Annotated in this window: 14 protein-coding genes; 6 read left to right on the forward strand and 8 right to left on the reverse strand. The window is 73.0% G+C overall.

What is annotated here, in order from left to right:
- Position 1 precedes the first annotated feature (1 nt).
- From BLV76_RS02095 to BLV76_RS02105, 3 genes are read left to right on the forward strand one after another with little or no spacing between them, the layout of a single operon-like run.
- Entirely contained in the window at positions 2–640 is a 639-nt protein-coding gene (locus tag BLV76_RS02095; protein ID WP_245734503.1) for a DUF4396 domain-containing protein, read from the forward strand.
- A 25-nt stretch (positions 641–665) separates the two neighbouring features.
- Complete coding sequence (locus tag BLV76_RS02100; RefSeq protein ID WP_090967643.1) at positions 666–1,370, forward strand: class I SAM-dependent methyltransferase; 705 nt, start codon at positions 666–668, stop codon at positions 1,368–1,370.
- Positions 1,371–1,429: 59 nt separating this feature from the next.
- Complete coding sequence (locus BLV76_RS02105) at positions 1,430–2,038, forward strand: GNAT family N-acetyltransferase (RefSeq protein ID WP_090967644.1); 609 nt, start codon at positions 1,430–1,432, stop codon at positions 2,036–2,038.
- Positions 2,039–2,268: 230 nt separating this feature from the next.
- Here the strand turns inward: BLV76_RS02105 and BLV76_RS02110 are convergent, their stop codons facing one another.
- The 3 genes from BLV76_RS02110 to BLV76_RS02120 form a co-directional block, all read right to left on the reverse strand.
- The gene (locus tag BLV76_RS02110) at positions 2,269–2,952 is read right to left on the reverse strand and encodes an aggregation-promoting factor C-terminal-like domain-containing protein (protein WP_090967645.1); all 684 of its coding nucleotides are present in this window, start codon (positions 2,950–2,952) and stop codon (positions 2,269–2,271) included.
- 305 nt (positions 2,953–3,257) lie between these two features.
- Complete coding sequence (gene phoH2, locus BLV76_RS02115) at positions 3,258–4,610, reverse strand: RNA 5'-3' helicase PhoH2 (RefSeq protein WP_425433725.1); 1,353 nt, start codon at positions 4,608–4,610, stop codon at positions 3,258–3,260.
- A gap of 276 nt (positions 4,611–4,886) precedes the next feature.
- Positions 4,887–5,657, reverse strand: a complete 771-nt coding sequence (locus tag BLV76_RS02120) for an isoprenyl transferase (protein WP_090967647.1) — start codon at positions 5,655–5,657, stop codon at positions 4,887–4,889.
- Between the two features lie 105 nt (positions 5,658–5,762).
- On the opposite strand from BLV76_RS02120, the gene trhA reads away from it, so the two are divergent.
- Positions 5,763–6,488, forward strand: coding sequence for a PAQR family membrane homeostasis protein TrhA (gene trhA, locus BLV76_RS02125; protein ID WP_090967648.1), 726 nt, complete (start codon positions 5,763–5,765; stop codon positions 6,486–6,488).
- A gap of 295 nt (positions 6,489–6,783) precedes the next feature.
- Entirely contained in the window at positions 6,784–7,164 is a 381-nt protein-coding gene (locus tag BLV76_RS02130) for a hypothetical protein (RefSeq protein WP_090967649.1), read from the forward strand.
- Here BLV76_RS02130 and BLV76_RS02135 read toward each other — a convergent pair.
- Positions 7,151–8,113, reverse strand: a complete 963-nt coding sequence (locus BLV76_RS02135; RefSeq protein WP_139306441.1) for a DUF1353 domain-containing protein — start codon at positions 8,111–8,113, stop codon at positions 7,151–7,153. The two genes, BLV76_RS02130 and BLV76_RS02135, sit on opposite strands and share 14 nt — an antisense overlap.
- A gap of 57 nt (positions 8,114–8,170) precedes the next feature.
- Here BLV76_RS02135 and BLV76_RS02140 point away from each other — a divergent pair, with 57 nt between their 5' ends.
- The gene (locus tag BLV76_RS02140) at positions 8,171–9,310 is read left to right on the forward strand and encodes a glycosyltransferase (protein ID WP_090967651.1); all 1,140 of its coding nucleotides are present in this window, start codon (positions 8,171–8,173) and stop codon (positions 9,308–9,310) included.
- A gap of 15 nt (positions 9,311–9,325) precedes the next feature.
- Here BLV76_RS02140 and BLV76_RS02145 read toward each other — a convergent pair whose 3' ends face one another.
- The 4 genes from BLV76_RS02145 to BLV76_RS02160 are packed head-to-tail and all read right to left on the reverse strand — an operon-like array spanning position 9,326 to position 14,665.
- Entirely contained in the window at positions 9,326–10,600 is a 1,275-nt protein-coding gene (locus BLV76_RS02145; protein ID WP_090967652.1) for an FAD-binding protein, read from the reverse strand.
- The gene (locus tag BLV76_RS02150) at positions 10,597–11,268 is read right to left on the reverse strand and encodes a polysaccharide deacetylase family protein (RefSeq protein ID WP_245734504.1); all 672 of its coding nucleotides are present in this window, start codon (positions 11,266–11,268) and stop codon (positions 10,597–10,599) included. The genes BLV76_RS02145 and BLV76_RS02150 overlap by 4 nt, the downstream gene beginning before the upstream one ends.
- Complete coding sequence (locus BLV76_RS02155; protein ID WP_090967654.1) at positions 11,265–13,601, reverse strand: beta-glucosidase family protein; 2,337 nt, start codon at positions 13,599–13,601, stop codon at positions 11,265–11,267. The genes BLV76_RS02150 and BLV76_RS02155 overlap by 4 nt, the downstream gene beginning before the upstream one ends.
- Positions 13,598–14,665, reverse strand: coding sequence for a LacI family DNA-binding transcriptional regulator (locus BLV76_RS02160; RefSeq protein WP_175539539.1), 1,068 nt, complete (start codon positions 14,663–14,665; stop codon positions 13,598–13,600). Before BLV76_RS02160 ends, BLV76_RS02155 begins: the two co-directional genes overlap by 4 nt.
- Positions 14,666–14,679: the final 14 nt, after the last annotated feature.

A 14,679-nucleotide genomic window follows, 5' to 3' on the forward strand; every position in this document is an offset into this window, starting at 1 on the left:
CATGGAGCACAGCGGTCACGAGCACGATCACCACTCGACGGGCAGCACCAACGCGATGGCCGTCTCGGCGACGTTGCACTGCCTCACCGGCTGCGCGATCGGCGAGATCGTCGGACTGATCGCGGGCACGGCCCTGGGGCTGGGCAACGCGTCGACGGTGGTCGTGTCGTTCGCCCTCGCGTTCGTCTTCGGCTACTCCCTCTCGACGCTGCCAGTCCTCCGTGCCGGCCTCGCCGTGGGCGCGGCGCTCTCGGTGGTGCTGGCCGCCGACACCCTCTCGATCCTCACCATGGAGGTCGTGGACAACCTCGTCGTCGTGGCCGTCCCCGGCGCGATGGACGCCGGCCTGGTGAACCCCACGTTCTGGTGGTCGATGATGCTGTCGCTGACGGTCGCCTTCTTCGCGGCGTGGCCGGTCAACCGGTGGCTGCTCGCCCGCGGCAAGGGCCATGCCCTCACCCACGGCTACATGGGCGCGACCCCGACCGGGAGCAGGCGTCTCGTCCCCGACCTCGCCACGCCCACGCTCGTCGCGGCGATCGTCGCGTTCATGCTCGGTGGCCTGCTCGTGTCGATCGCCGACGACCTGGGGGCCGCGCCGACGCAGGGGCACGCGGCTCACGCTCCGCTCCGCCCCTGACGCCTGTCCGTGAGAGCGTGCTCCCGTGGACGACATCACCCGCCCCGAGCACCTCCGGTCGCAGTACGACACCGACGACAAGCTGGCCACCCGCACGTCGGTCTGGCAGCCCACCGACGACGGCCGCGACCCGTCGAACGAGGCGTTCAAGGCGATCGACCGGGCGATGACCGGCGACTCCGACGTCCTCGAGGTCGGCTGCGGCACGGGCGCGATGGCCGAGCGGATCGCGGCGCTCCCCGGCGTCACCCTCGTGGCGATCGACTGGTCCGACGCCTTCGTCGAGCTCGCCCGCGCCCGGGGGGTCGACGCCCGCCAGGGCGACGTCTGCTACCTCCCGTTCGAGGACGACAGCTTCGACGTCGTCTACGCCGGCTGGATGCTCTACCACGTGCGCGACCTCGACCGGGCGCTCGCGGAGGTCCGGCGCGTGCTGCGTCCGGGCGGCACCTTCGTCGCGGTGACCAATGGCGACGACCACCTTGGCGACCTGCGCCGCGAGACCGGCGGCCGGCGGATGGTGCTGAACTTCTCCAGCGAGAACGGCGAGTTCACCCTCGGCCGGCGCTTCAGCGACGTTCGCCGCCAAGACCTCGAGACCCGTGCCGTCTTCGTCGACCGCGAGCAGGCGCAGGCCTACCTCGACACCCTCGACGAGGGCCTCGTCATGCCGGACTTCGAGGGACCGCGCACCTACACCGGGCACGTCACGGTCTTCGAGGCCCGCTGACCACCATCTGCGGGCAGAGCCGGTAGCCGATCGTCCGCCTCCGGTCGTACGGTCGCGGCATGAGCGACGCGACCACCGCCACCTCGCCGACGTACGACGTCCGACGGCTGACGCCCGAGACGTGGACCGCGTTCGTGGGCCTCAACGAACGGATGGGCGGCCTCTTCGGGGGCTGCTGGTGCGTCGCCTTCCACGCCGACCGCGACGACCGCGAGCCCGGGCCGGAGGGCAACAAGGCCTTCAAGAAGGCGATGGTCGACGAGGGGATCGCGCACGCGGCGCTGGTCTTCGACGGTGACGAGGCCGTCGCCTGGGCGGAGTACGGCACCCCCGAGGAGCTGCCCGACATCCACCACCGCAAGCAGTACGACGCCGAGAAGGACGCCGATCCCGACTACCGGATCACCTGCATCCGGGTCGACAAGGGACGACGGCGGCAGGGGCTCGCCGAGGTGGCGCTGCGGGGCGCGCTGGAGCTGATCGCCGCGGACGGCGGCGGGACGGTCGAGGGCTATCCCCACGACCTGACCGGCCAGACGAAGAAGACGTCGGCGTCGTGGCTCTACAACGGCACGCGGAGCATGTACGAGCGCGTCGGCTTCACCTACGACCGGCCCAAGGGCCTCAAGAACTGCGTGATGTCGATCGAGGTCGCGGCGGCGGGCTGAGCCCACGACCTGCCGCGGGAGCCACGAGAGCGAGGCGCGACCCGTACGTCCACCCTGTGTCCACGGACGGTCGGGTCGCGCCTCTTTCGACCCCCCGGTCGACTCGTGGCAGCCCGCCCTGCGCGAGGCGCACGCGAGCTGTCGGTCACCGAGTCTGGCGCGTCCGGGGCGTCCGTGGGGGCGATCGGGCCAGTTGGGTGAGATCCGCTAGACCACTCGGCCGACCGGGATCAGTACCAGCCGTTGCCCTGCTTGAAGCTCCACGCGCTGCAGGGGGTGCCGTAGGTGCCCTGGATGTAGTCCAGGCCCCAGCGGATCTGGACCTCGGCCGAGGTCATGTAGCCCTCCGGCATGTCGTGCAGGCCGGTCAGCGCCTGCGGGATGCCGTAGGCCGACGACGACGGGTTGTCCGCGTCGACCCGCCAGCCGGACTCGCTCATGTAGAGGGAGTCGAGGCAGGAGAACTGGTCGGAGGAGAAGCCGTAGACCGGCAGGAGCGCCCGCGCGATGTCGCGGGGGTCGCCCTCGGAGAGCTTCTGGGTCTTCGTGACCGCGGTGCCCGCGGACATGGAGAGCGTCGTGGCCTTGGTGGCGTCGGTGCGTCGCGCCGAGCGCGACACGACCTGGCCCTGCTCGCGTCGCTCGAGCGCGGCGGCGGTCTCGGCTGCGCTGAGCGTCGGGGTGCTCGACGCGGCGGTGGACGACTCCGGCGAGCTGGTCGCGACGTCGGCCGCGGCCGGGGTCAGCGTGGACGGGTCGCTGCCGGCGAGGCCGCCTGCGACGCTCACGCCGGTCACGGCGGCGGCGATGCCGGTCAGGGCCACCGTCGTGCGGACCGCTCGGTGCGGGACGCGCGCGGCCTTGTGCTTGCCGGGGGCGCGGTGCTTGGGGACGTACTTGTCTGGCTTCGGCACGGTTCTCGGGGGGTCGACGACGGGGGTGGGGCACGCCTGGGCGCACCGGCGACCGGGCCGATCTCGGGGCGACGGAGCCGGGTCCCCGACCCTGCTCACGACCGAGATCACGAAACGGTCTCAGCCACCATGCATGAGCCCCGGAGGGCACGCAAACCGAACGGCGAAACTGGAGGTGCCCCTTCAGTCACACCAGCACCGGCCGTATCACCGACCCCACCAGCCACTCGATGTGATGGCTGCGACGCCGGTCGAGCTGCTGCACCCACCTCGGCGAGCCCGGGGTGGGTGCAGCAGCGGCGCCGTCAGAGGGTGACGTCCTCCAGCATCTCGGTCACGAGCGCCGCGATGGGCGAGCGCTCGGAGCGGGTGAGGGTGACGTGGGCGAAGAGCGGGTGGCCCTTGAGCTTCTCCACCACCGCGACGATGCCGTCGTGGCGCCCGACCCGGAGGTTGTCGCGCTGGGCGACGTCGTGGGTGAGCACGACCTTGGAGTTGGCGCCGATGCGCGAGAGCACCGTCAGCAGCACGTTGCGCTCGAGCGACTGGGCCTCGTCGACGATCACGTAGGAGTCGTGGAGCGAGCGGCCGCGGATGTGGGTCAGCGGCAGCACCTCGAGCAGGCCACGGTCCATCACCTCGTCGACGACGTCGCGCGAGACCAGCGCACCGAGAGTGTCGAAGACCGCCTGCGCCCAGGGCGACATCTTCTCGTTCTCCGAGCCGGGCAGGTAGCCGAGCTCCTGGCCGCCGACGGCGAAGAGGGGACGGAAGACGACGACCTTCTTGTGCTGGCGGCGCTCCATCACGGCCTCCAGGCCGGCGCACAGCGCCATCGCCGACTTGCCGGTGCCCGCGCGGCCGCCGAGCGAGACGATGCCGACCTCGGGGTCGAGCAGCATCTCGAGCGCGACCCGCTGCTCGGCCGAGCGGCCGTGGACCCCGAACGCGTCGCGGTCGCCGCGGACCAGGTGCACCCGCTTGTCCGCACCCACGCGGCCCAACGCCGTGCCCCTGTCGGACAGCAGCACGAGACCGTTGTGGCACGGCAGGTCACGCGCCTCGTCGAGGTCGATGACACCGTCCTCGTAGAGCTCGTCGAGCTGGGCGGCGGCCACCTCGACCTCGGCCATGCCGGAGTAGCCGGTGTCGGAGCTGCTGATCGCCTCGGCGCGGTACTCCTCGGCGTCGAGGCCGACGGCCGAGGCCTTGATCCGCAGGGGCAGGTCCTTGGACACGAGCGTGACCGCGTAGCCCTCGTCGGCGAGGTTGCGGGCCACGGCGAGGATGCGTGTGTCGTTGTCGCCCAGCCGGAAGCCCGACGGCAGGGAGGCGGCGTCGGTGTGGTTGAGCTCCACGCGCAGCGTGCCGCCCTCGGTGCCGATCGGGACCGGCTGGTCGAGGCGGCCGTTGACGATCCGCAGCTCGTCGAGCGCACGCAGCGCCGAGCGGGCGAAGAACCCGAGCTCGGGGTGGTGCCGCTTGCCCTCGAGCTCGGTGATCACCACGACGGGGAGCACGACCTCGTGCTCGGCGAAGCGTTTGATCGCCGCCGGGTCGGCCAGCAGGACGCTGGTGTCCAGGACGTACGTGCGGCGGTCGGCGCTGATGGAGGTGGTGCTGGCGGAGCGACGGGACGAGGTCAAGCTGGTGGCCACTGCGAACCCCTTGCTGTGGGCCGGCGCGCGCACTCCTCGCCCCGGCCCGCTGTCATTCAACGGACCGGAAAGCTCCCATCAGAGTGCTCAAGGCTGCCCTCCCGGTTCGGCTGGCTTCCCCACCTGCCGATGTCGCGAAAGTACGCCCGCACACACCTCGAACCCGGGCGACACGCCCGAACGCGAGGTGACGGCCAGATGACGTTTGCTACGGCCGTGTTACGAGGTCGTACGACGACCCGGCGGACGCAGCCGGGCCGCTGCGGGAGGTCGCGCTCAGCCGCCGAAGCGGCGCTCGCGGGCGGCGTACGCACGGATCGCGCGCAGGAAGTCGACCCGGCGGAAGTCGGGCCACAGCGCCTCGCAGAAGTAGAACTCCGAGTTCGCCGACTGCCAGAGCAGGAAGCCGCCGAGCCGCTGCTCGCCGGACGTGCGGATGACGAGGTCGGGGTCGGGCTGGCCCTTGGTGTAGAGGTGCTCGGCGATGTGCTCGACGTCGATCAGGTCGGCCAGCTCCTCCAGCGAGGTGCCCTTCGTGGCGTGGTCGGCGAGCAGCGCGCGGACGGCGTCGGCGATCTCGCGGCGCCCGCCGTAGCCGACGGCGACGTTGACCAGGATGCCGTCGATGTCACGGGTGGCCTCCGCGGCCGCCTTGAGCCGCTCGGCGGTCTCCGTCGGCAGCAGGTCGAGCGCGCCGACGGGGTGGATCCGCCAGCGGCCCGCCTCGGCGAGCGACTCCACGGCGCCCTCGATGATCGTCAGCAGACCGGTGAGCTGCTCGGGCGGGCGGTTGGTGAGGTTGTCGCTCGAGAGCAGCCACAGGGTGACCACCTCGACCCCGACCTCCTCGCACCAGCCGAGCATCGGGCGGATGTTGTCGGCGCCGGCCTGGTAGCCCGCGGCCGTGTTGAGGCCGACGGCCTTGGCCCAGCGGCGGTTGCCGTCGAGCATCACGCCGACGTGCTGGGGGATGCGGTCGGACGAGAGGTTCCTCACCACCCGGGACTCGTAGGCCGGGTAGAGCACCCGACGCACGGCGTCCTTCATGTTGACCACCCAGCGATGGTAGCGCCGGGCGAGGGGCAGAACTTGTCGCGGTGTCGTGCGCGCGTCACCCCCGAGCGGGTAACTTCTCTACATGGAGACCACGTCATGACGCAGCGCGACCGCGTCGAGAACGCCGTCGAGCGTGCGAGCGAGCTCGTCGCCGACAAGATGGCCGAGGTCAAGCCCAAGCTCCGCGGCTGGCTGCACGCCGGGACCGCCCCGGTCGCGCTGGCCGCCGGGATCGTCCTGGTCGCGCTCTCCCCGACCGCCTCGACACGCATCGGCTCTGCCGCGTTCGCGCTGTCGGCGCTGCTGGTCTTCACCGTCTCCGCGATCTACCACCGCGGCACCTGGTCGCCGCGCGCGTGGGCGTTCCTGCGCCGCTTCGACCACGCCAACATCTTCGTGCTCATCGCCGGCACCTACACGCCCTACGCCCTGCTCTTCCTGCACGGGGGCGCCCGCACGACTCTGCTGGTGCTCGTGTGGGGCGCCGCGATCGCCGGCGTCGTGTTCCGGGTCTTCTGGACCGACGCTCCGCGCTGGCTCTACACCCCGATGTACCTCGCGCTCGGCTGGGCGGCGGTCTTCTTCATCCCGCAGTTCGTCGACGGCGCCGACAAGTTCAGCTCCGGCATCGCGATCGCGACGCTCGTGCTCGTCGCCGCCGGCGGCATCCTCTACACCGTGGGCGGCGTGGTCTACGGCCTCAAGCGCCCCAACCCCTCGCCGCGCTGGTTCGGCTTCCACGAGGTCTTCCACTCGTTCACGGTGCTGGCGTTCGTCGCGCACTACGTCGGCGTCTCCCTCGCGACCTACTCGCTGCGCTGAATCAGCTGTGCTTGTTTGGCGCTCGCTCCGCTCGCGCGTGCTCGCCGCCCCGGAGGACGTCGTCCTTCCTCCTCGCTCGACCTGCGCTGCCTCGCTGCGCTCGCCCCGCTTGCTCGCTCGTCGTCACGACAACGTGGGGCGGCGAGCGCGACGGCTGAGCTGAGTGGTCGGCTGACGTGCACGTGCGCCGTCACGACTCCGCGGAGGGACGCGCGAGCGGAGCGAGCGCCAAGAGCACAGTGAGGCTGCTCACGACCGGAAACCAACCGCCGCGCCCGGTCGTCGTACGCATGAGATGCCTGAACCAGACGACCCACAGACCGACCGCAAGCCCCTCCTCGACCTGAGCCTGCCCCAGCTCGTCGCCGGTGCCACCGCCGCCGCGACCTCGGCGATCCTGATCAGCCGGCTGGGCCTGCTCGGCACCGTGCTAGGCGCGGCCGCCGCGAGCATCGTGTCGGCGGTGGTGACCGCCGGCCTCGTCGGTGGCTGGCACCGCGTGCGGTCGGTGCCGAGCCGCTTCCCGCGCAACCTCAACGGGATGGTCGTGACCGCGGTCGCGCTCGGGCTCGTCTACGTCGCCTTCCGGACGGGGGTCGACCTGGTCACGCAGGACCTGCCGGCGGACTCGTTCACCGGCCGCTGGCTCGCGCAGGTCGGGATCAGCCGAGGCTGACCGCGCCGAAGACCACGAGCGAGGCGACGACCACGACGGCCGCCAGCGTCCAGGCGGCGGGCGGCGACCGCCGGGCGAGCCGCTCGAGCGCGACGTAGGTCGCTGCGATCACGGCGAGCCCGACGGTGACGTGCAGCAGCACGGCGAGCATGACGCCGGCGATCGCACCGGCCATCCGGAGCCGACCCCACAGCAGGCTGAGCGCGAGGGGGACGACGATGGCGCCCGCGAGGCCGCCGGCCAGCTCGACGACGAACGGCCGCTCGCCCATCCACGGCACGTCGACCGCTCCCCACCACGACCGGTCGAACAGGTCGCTCGTCGAGCTGTAGCCGAGGTAGACGATGGTCGCGATGGTGAGACCGGCGACGACGCGGTAGGTCCACTGCCGCGCGCGGCTCCACGGCACCGGACGTCCCACGAAGATCGTCGCCACGGTCACCGCGGTCCACACGATCCACCGGCGGATCACGCCCGTGCCGGTGTCGGCCATCGCGTCGCGGAAGATCCGGTCGGCCTCGACCCGGTCGACCTCGACGCCGTCGGTCGAGACGTAGGACGACGGGTCGTCGGGCCCCGCCACGAGCGCGTCGTGCAGCAGCGCCGCCGGCAGGTGCGCACCGGTCTTCGGCACCAGCCAGGTGAAGAGTGCCGGCACGGACGTCAGGTCGGTGCGGAAGTCGGGGCTCGCCGGCACCAGGAGCTCGCCGACGTGCCGGTCCAGGTAGGCCAGGCGGCGCTCGAGCTCGAACAGCTCGACGCCCTCCTCGGCATGCCGCTCCAGCACGATCCGCGGGTCGGTGCCGGGGTCGGGCGGCTCGCCGGGACCGTCGTCGCCGGCCAGGGTGCCGCCGTCGTAGAACCGGCGCGGCTCCCGCGGGACGGGCATGCGTGCCATGGCGTTGTGGCCGCCGCGCCCCCTGCGTCCGTCGTGCTCCCGAGTCCCCATGCACCCAGTCTGGCGAACCGCACCGACAGCCGACAGCCTCCGTAGGCTGGCCGGACCATGCGACTCCTCGTCACGTTCGTCGGCGGCCTCGGCCACCTCGCACCGCTCCTGCCGCTGGCCCGTGCGGCCCGCGACGCCGGTCACGAGGTGGGCATCGCCGGGTCGGGAGGCCTGGTCCCGACCATCGAGGAGGCCGGGTTCCGGGCCTTCGCGACGAGCCCGCCGCCGCACCACGACCAGGTCCCGGCCAGCCAGGGTCGCGAACCGCTCGAGGTGATGGATGCCGCAGCGACCGAGGCCGAGTTCGCCCGCAACTTCGCGTCCCGCGGAGCCCGCCGGATGGCGGCCGCGGTCCCGGCCGTCATCGACGCGTTCCGGCCCGACCTGGTGCTGCGCGACGAGACCGACCTCGGGACGACGATCGCTGCCGAGCTGCTCGGCGTGCCCGTCGCGACCCACCTCGTGCTGGCCTCCGGCCTGCTCGTCCGTCCCGAGCTGGTCGGCCCCGAGCTCGACGTCGTACGCGCCGAGCACGGGCTGGCACCCGACCCGGCGCTCACCCGGCTGACGTCCGGCCTGGTGCTCTCGGACGCACCGCCCGGCTTCCGCAGCCCCGAGGCGCCCCTGGCGGTCACACCGGTGCACTACCGGTCGACGACGCCGCCGGCCCTGCGCGAGCCACGGGGACGGCGGACGGTCTACGTCACGCTCGGGACGATCTTCAACCACGGCTCGGGCGACCTCTTCGACCGCATCCTGGCCGGTCTGCACGACCGGGGCGTCGACGTCGTGGCGACCGTCGGCCGGCGACTCGACCCTGCCGACCTCGGGCCGCAACCGTCCCACGTCCGGGTGGAGCGGTTCCTGCCGCAGCACGAGGTGCTGCCGGGCGTGGACCTCGTCGTCTCGCACGGCGGCTCGGGCAGCCTGGTGGCCACGCTGGCGCACGGCCTCCCGTCGGTGCTCCTCCCCCTCGGGGCGGACCAGCCGCACAACGCCCGGCGTGCCTCGGAGCTCGGCCTGGCCACCACGCTCGACGCGGCCACGGCGTCGGCCGACGACATCGGCGAGCAGGTCGTCGCGACCCTCGGCGACAGCGCGACGCGTGAGCGGTGCCGGGCAGTCGCCGCCGCGGTCGCCGCAGCACCGGGACCGGAGGCCGCCGTCGCAGCGCTCGAGGCGGCGATCGGCCCCTGACGGGTCCGCCCGGGCTCAGTCCGGCAGCAGGTCGTTGGCGAAGACGCCACCGGGGTCGAGGCGGAGGCGGAGCGCGTCGAAGGAAGCGCGGTCGTAGGCACCCGGCGGAACGCGCAGCTCCGGGGTGGCCGTGATCTTGCCCCAGTGCGCGCGCGGCTCCCACGGCGCCAGGGCGTCCTCCACGGCGCGCAGGGCGGGCTGGACCAACGCGGGTTCGGGACGCCAGGTGAAGTGCGCGACGACCGAGTCCCGGTGGCGCAGCGGGCTCAGCCACAGGTCGTCGGCCGCGACCGACCGGATCTCGTGGACCAGCAACGCGGGTGCCACCACGTCGCTGATCGCGGCCAGGGCCGGCAGCAGGTGCGGTGCGGCGGCGCGCGGCAGGAACAGCTCGCTCTGCAGCTCCTCCCCGACGCTCGGCACGTGGGAGGCGCGGAAGTGGGGCAGGCGCTCGTGCCACGGCCCCGGGATGCCCTGCTGCGGAGTCGCCGCGGCCGGGTCGACACCTGGCACCGGGTGCACCTGGCGCGTCGACGGCGCTCGCGACGCCAGGCACGGCGCGAGGCTCGCCGGACGACCGACGCGCTCCTTGACCCAGACCGACGTGACCCGGTCGGGGTCGACGAAGTCGGTGAAGACGCTGACGCTGGTGCCACTCCCCAGCACCGCGTCGAGCTGCTCGGCGACCTCGCCGAGCGGCAGGTCCTCCCACACGCGCTGGCCCACGTCGTAGGTGGGCTCGGTGTGCAGCCACAGCCGGGTGACCACACCGAGCGCCCCGAGGGACAGCACCGCTCCTGCGAAGTCGGCGTCGTCGGAGTCGATGCGGACCAGGTCACCGGACGCGGTGACGAGCTCGATCGCGGCGACCGCCGTCGCCAGGGACCCGAGGTGGTCGCCCGACCCGTGCGTGCCGGTCGCGCAGGCACCCGCCACGCTGATGTGCGGCAGCGACCCGAGGTTGTGCAGCGCGCGACCTCGCGCGTGGAGCACGGGGGCGATCTCGGCGTACGTCGATCCGGCAGGCGCCACCGCCAGCACCCCGTCCCGCCCGTCCTCGAGCCGCACCGACGTGCCCAGGCCGCGCGTGCCGACGTGCACCCCGTCGGTGTCGGCGACGGTCGAGAAGGAGTGCCGGGTGCCGAGGGCACGGACGCGGTGCCCTGCCCTCGCCGCCGCCACGACGACCTCCTGCAGCTCCTCGGTGCTGCCCGGCTCCACGAGCTCGCGGGCCCGGTAGGTCACGTTGCCGGCCCAGTTGGTGCGGCGGCTCGGGTCTCGGGCGCTCATCGAAGCTCCTCGGCGCCGCCACGCGGCAGGGTGAAGGTGAATCCAGCGGCGATCTTCTCGGGCACCACGGTAGCCACGGCGTCCACGGTGCTCGCGCGCTCGCCGCCGCCGTCGTGGGCCAGGACGACGGCGCCGGGCGAGACCGCGGCACGCAGGCGGTCCTCCAGCGCGCCGACCGTGCGGTCCGCGCAGGCGTCCCAGTCGTGGATCACGTTGCCCAGGCCCAGGGGTTGCATGCCCAGCCGCACGGCCACCGGACCGGTACGACCGACGGAGCCGTTCGGGGCGCGGAAGTAGGGCACCGGGACGTGGGGATCGCCCAGGGTCGTCCGGATGATGCGCAGCGTCTCCGCGAGCCGCGCCTCGACCTCGTCCTCGGTCGCGGCGCCGAGGTCGTCGAAGTCCACCGAGTGGTTGGCCACCGTGTGGCCCTCGGCGACGATGCGCCGCAGCAGCGCAGCACCACCCGGCGCCAGGACGCTGGACCCGACGACGCAGAAGGTGGCCGTGACACGATGGGCACCCAGGACGTCGAGGAGCCGACCGGTCTGGCGCGGGTCGGGACCGTCGTCGAAGGTCAGCGCGGCGGTGCGGCCCGTGCCGCGGGCCTCCTCGACGGGTGCCGGGACCGGGCGGGTCGCCCCTCCGGGCGCGACGCCACGGCTCACAGGGCCTCGTGCGTGACCACGGGCTCCAGCACCCGGTCGGGGCCGACGGATCGGCCCGGGCCGGCGAGCGTCAGCCTGAGCACCGCCTCGTGGTCGGCGCTGGAACGGCCGACCCGCAGCTCGACGGCGCCGGGCTCGACGATCCGGACGTGGTCCCGACCCGTGAACGACGTGAGGTCGGCGTGAAGGCGCAGGTCGACCCGGCGCCGCTCGCCCGGGGCGAGGTCGACGCGGACGGCGGCGACGAGCCGCTGGACCGGCCGGACGACCGAGGCGGCGCAGTCGTGGAGATAGACCTGCACCACCTCCGAGACGTCACGGCCGGAGTCGTTGGACAGTTCGACGCGGACGACGGCCTCGCCGTCCGTCGGCCAGCTCGCCCCGGAGCCCAGCTCCACTCCCCGCCAGGTCGCACGGTCGTAGCCCAGGCCGTGACCGAACGGGAAGAGCGGGGTCGGGTCGAGCGCGGTCACGGCGCTGCGCTGCGCCAGGGGTGAGGCCAGGTAAGTCGAGGGCTGCGTGCTGCCGGCCGAGGGGAAGCTCACCGGGAGCCGGCCCGAGGGGTTGGTCCGTCCCGAGAGCACCTCGGCCACCGCGGTCGCGCCCTCCTCCCCCAGGAAGAAGCCGCACACGACTGCCGCGAGCCGGTCGGCGTAGGCGCTCAGGTCGTAGGGGCGGCCGACGAGCAGCACGGCGACGACCGGGGTGCCGGTGTCGAGCAGCCGCTCCAGCAGCTCCTCCTGCCGGCCCGGCAGGTGCAGGTCGGGCGCGTCGCAGCCCTCGCCCGACGTGCCCTTGCCGAAGAGCCCGGCGCGGTCACCCAGTACCGCCACGCACACGTCGGCCCCACGCGCTGCAGCCACCGCCGCCTCGAGCTCGGCCTCCGGATCGGCTGCGTCGTCCTCCGCCCGCCCCGGGACACCGACGGCGCAGCCACGCTCGTGGACCACGTCGTACGCCGTCGACAGCGCCTCGCGCAGCGTGGGGATCGCCAGCCCCGGCGGGGTGCCGGGGTGGTGAGCGAGCACGTGCATGGGGAACGAGTAGCACCCGAGCATCGCCTCGCCGGTGTCGGCGTTGGGGCCCACCAGCGCGACCCGGCTCGACGGCGGGAGTGGGAGGGCACCGTCGTTGGCCAGGAGGACGACGGAGCGCCGGGCCATGTCGAGCGCCAGCTCACGGGCTTCCGGTGGGTCGAGGTCCACGGGTCGCACCGGAGCCGGCGCCCAGTCGGGCTCGAGCAGCCCGAGCTCGCACTTCTGCCGCAGCACACGACGCAACGCACGGTCGACCACCTTCTCGTCCACGCGCCCATCGGACAGGGCCTCCAGCAGCGCAGGACCGTAGGCGTCGACCGTCGGCAGCTCGACGTCGATCCCCGCTTCCAGCGCCAGGCCGGCGGCCTCGGCCAGGTCGGCGGCCATCGCGTGGAGTGAGTGCAGGAACGCGACGGAGAAGTAGTCGGCGGCCACCGTGCCCTCGAAGCCCAGGACGTCACGCAGGAGCGTGGTGAGCAGGGTCGGGTCTGCTGCCGAGGGGACGCCGTCGATGTCGGTGTAGGCGTTCATGACCGAGCGCGCGCCGGCGCGCAGCGCCATCTCGAACGGCGGCAGCATCACGTCGTGGAGCTCGCGCACGCCCATGCCCACGGGAGCCAGGTTGCGGCCGCCCCGGGAGGCGGAGTAGCCCAGGAAGTGCTTGAGCGTGGCGACGACGCCGGCGGACTGGAGGCCGCGGACGTAGGCCGAGGCCATCGTGCCGACCAGGAACGGGTCCTCCCCCATCGTCTCCTCGACCCGTCCCCAGCGGAGGTCCCGGGCGACGTCGAGGACCGGGGCCAGGCCCTGGTGGATCCCCAGGCGTGCCATCAGCGCGCCGATCTGCTCGCCCATCCGCTCGACCAGGTCGGGGTCGAAGGTCGCGGCCCAGCTGACCGGCGTGGGGTAGATCGTGGCTCCCCAGGCGTTGAGACCGGTCAGGCACTCCTCGTGCACCTGGGCGGGGAGCGCGAAGCGGTTGGCGGCGCGGACCTGGGTCTGTCGTTCGGCGAGGATGCGGAGGCCGTGCTCCACCTCGACCGGCGACGTCCCGAACGGACGGGTGAGCTGGCCGAGGCCGTCGACGATCGTGTCCTCCCACGAGATGTCGGGACCGGACTCGTGGAGCATCGGCGCCATCTCGCCGGAGTCGGCCGCGAGGAGCCAGATGCCCGAGAGCTGGGCCACCTTCTCCTCGCGCGTCATGCGTCCCAGCAGGTCCTCGACCCGGTCCGCGACCGCGGCACCCCGGTCGCGCCACGGCACGGGAGCATCAGCGGATGAGGGCGTGGTCACGACGGGGTACCTCCGAGGGCTCGGGTGGAGCGACGCAGCACCAGGTCGGTACCCAGCGTGCGGTGCAGCTCGGCGGGCTCGGCGCCCTCGATGAGCTCGATGAGCAGCGCGACGGCGTCGCGACCCATCTCGCGGATCGGCTGCTGGACGGTCGTCAGCGGCGGGTCGGAGAGCGCCGACTCGGGGATGTTGTCGAACCCGACGACGGACAGTTCGTGAGGGACGCGGATGCCGAGCTCAGCCGCGACCTCGAGCACGGCCAGCGCCATCTGGTCGCTGGCGGCGAAGACCGCCGTGGGTCGTCCGGGCCGGCCGAGCAGGCCGCGAGCCGCCTCGCGCGCGACGTCGGCCTCGAAGGCTCCGGGCACGACGAGCGAATCGTCGACGGCGACACCCGCCTCGGCGAGCGCCTCGCGGAAGCCCTGCTCACGCAGCTGGGCCGAGACCAGGTCGACGCGGCCGGTGACCATGCCGATGCGCGTGTGACCCAGCTGCAGGAGGTGTCGCACGCCGGCCCGCGCGCCCTGCAGGTTGTCAGCGGTCACCGTCGGGATCGTCGTGCTCCCGGTGTGGGGGTCGATGGCCACGACGGGACCGTCGCTGTCGACGTCGGTCACGGTCGGTGTCACCAGGACGGCGCCGTCGACCAGGGTGCCCATCAGCCGGGAGAGGTAGCGGCGCTCCCACCCGACGTGCTCGTCGACCCGTCCGCCTGCCGAGTAGGCGACGAGCTCGAAGCCGGAATCCCGGATGGCGTCGGCCGCGCCCTTGAGCACCTCGGTGCTGAAGGGCTCGAAGTCGGCGACCAGCACACCGATCACGTTGGTTCGCTGGTTGCGCAGGCTCCGGGCCACCAGGCTCGTCTCGTAGCCCAGCCGCTCGATCACCCCGTTGACGTGGGCCGCGGTGGCCGCCGAGATGCCGTAGCGACTGTTGATCACCTTCGACACCGTCGACACCGAGACCCCGGCCTCGACGGCGACCTGCTGCATGGTCACCCGCCGGTGGGACCGCACGCCGGGGCCGGCGGCGAGGTCGTCGATCCCGCGGGGCGCACCCGGCATGCCCACCATCCTCG

Source organism: Nocardioides exalbidus, from assembly GCF_900105585.1.
GTDB lineage: Bacteria > Actinomycetota > Actinomycetes > Propionibacteriales > Nocardioidaceae > Nocardioides > Nocardioides exalbidus.

Excerpts from the sequence above, each read along its gene's own strand:
- BLV76_RS02160 (WP_175539539.1), bottom strand. The coding sequence starts at position 14,665 with ATGCCGGGTGCGCCCCGCGGGATCGACGACCTCGCCGCCGGCCCCGGC.
- BLV76_RS02145 (WP_090967652.1), bottom strand. The coding sequence starts at position 10,600 with ATGAGCGCCCGAGACCCGAGCCGCCGCACCAACTGGGCCGGCAACGTG.
- BLV76_RS02120 (WP_090967647.1), bottom strand. The coding sequence starts at position 5,657 with ATGAAGGACGCCGTGCGTCGGGTGCTCTACCCGGCCTACGAGTCCCGG.
- trhA (WP_090967648.1), top strand. The coding sequence starts at position 5,763 with ATGACGCAGCGCGACCGCGTCGAGAACGCCGTCGAGCGTGCGAGCGAG.
- BLV76_RS02095 (WP_245734503.1), top strand. The coding sequence starts at position 2 with ATGGAGCACAGCGGTCACGAGCACGATCACCACTCGACGGGCAGCACC.
- BLV76_RS02130 (WP_090967649.1), top strand. The coding sequence starts at position 6,784 with ATGCCTGAACCAGACGACCCACAGACCGACCGCAAGCCCCTCCTCGAC.
- BLV76_RS02135 (WP_139306441.1), bottom strand. The coding sequence starts at position 8,113 with ATGGGGACTCGGGAGCACGACGGACGCAGGGGGCGCGGCGGCCACAAC.
- BLV76_RS02140 (WP_090967651.1), top strand. The coding sequence starts at position 8,171 with ATGCGACTCCTCGTCACGTTCGTCGGCGGCCTCGGCCACCTCGCACCG.
- BLV76_RS02105 (WP_090967644.1), top strand. The coding sequence starts at position 1,430 with ATGAGCGACGCGACCACCGCCACCTCGCCGACGTACGACGTCCGACGG.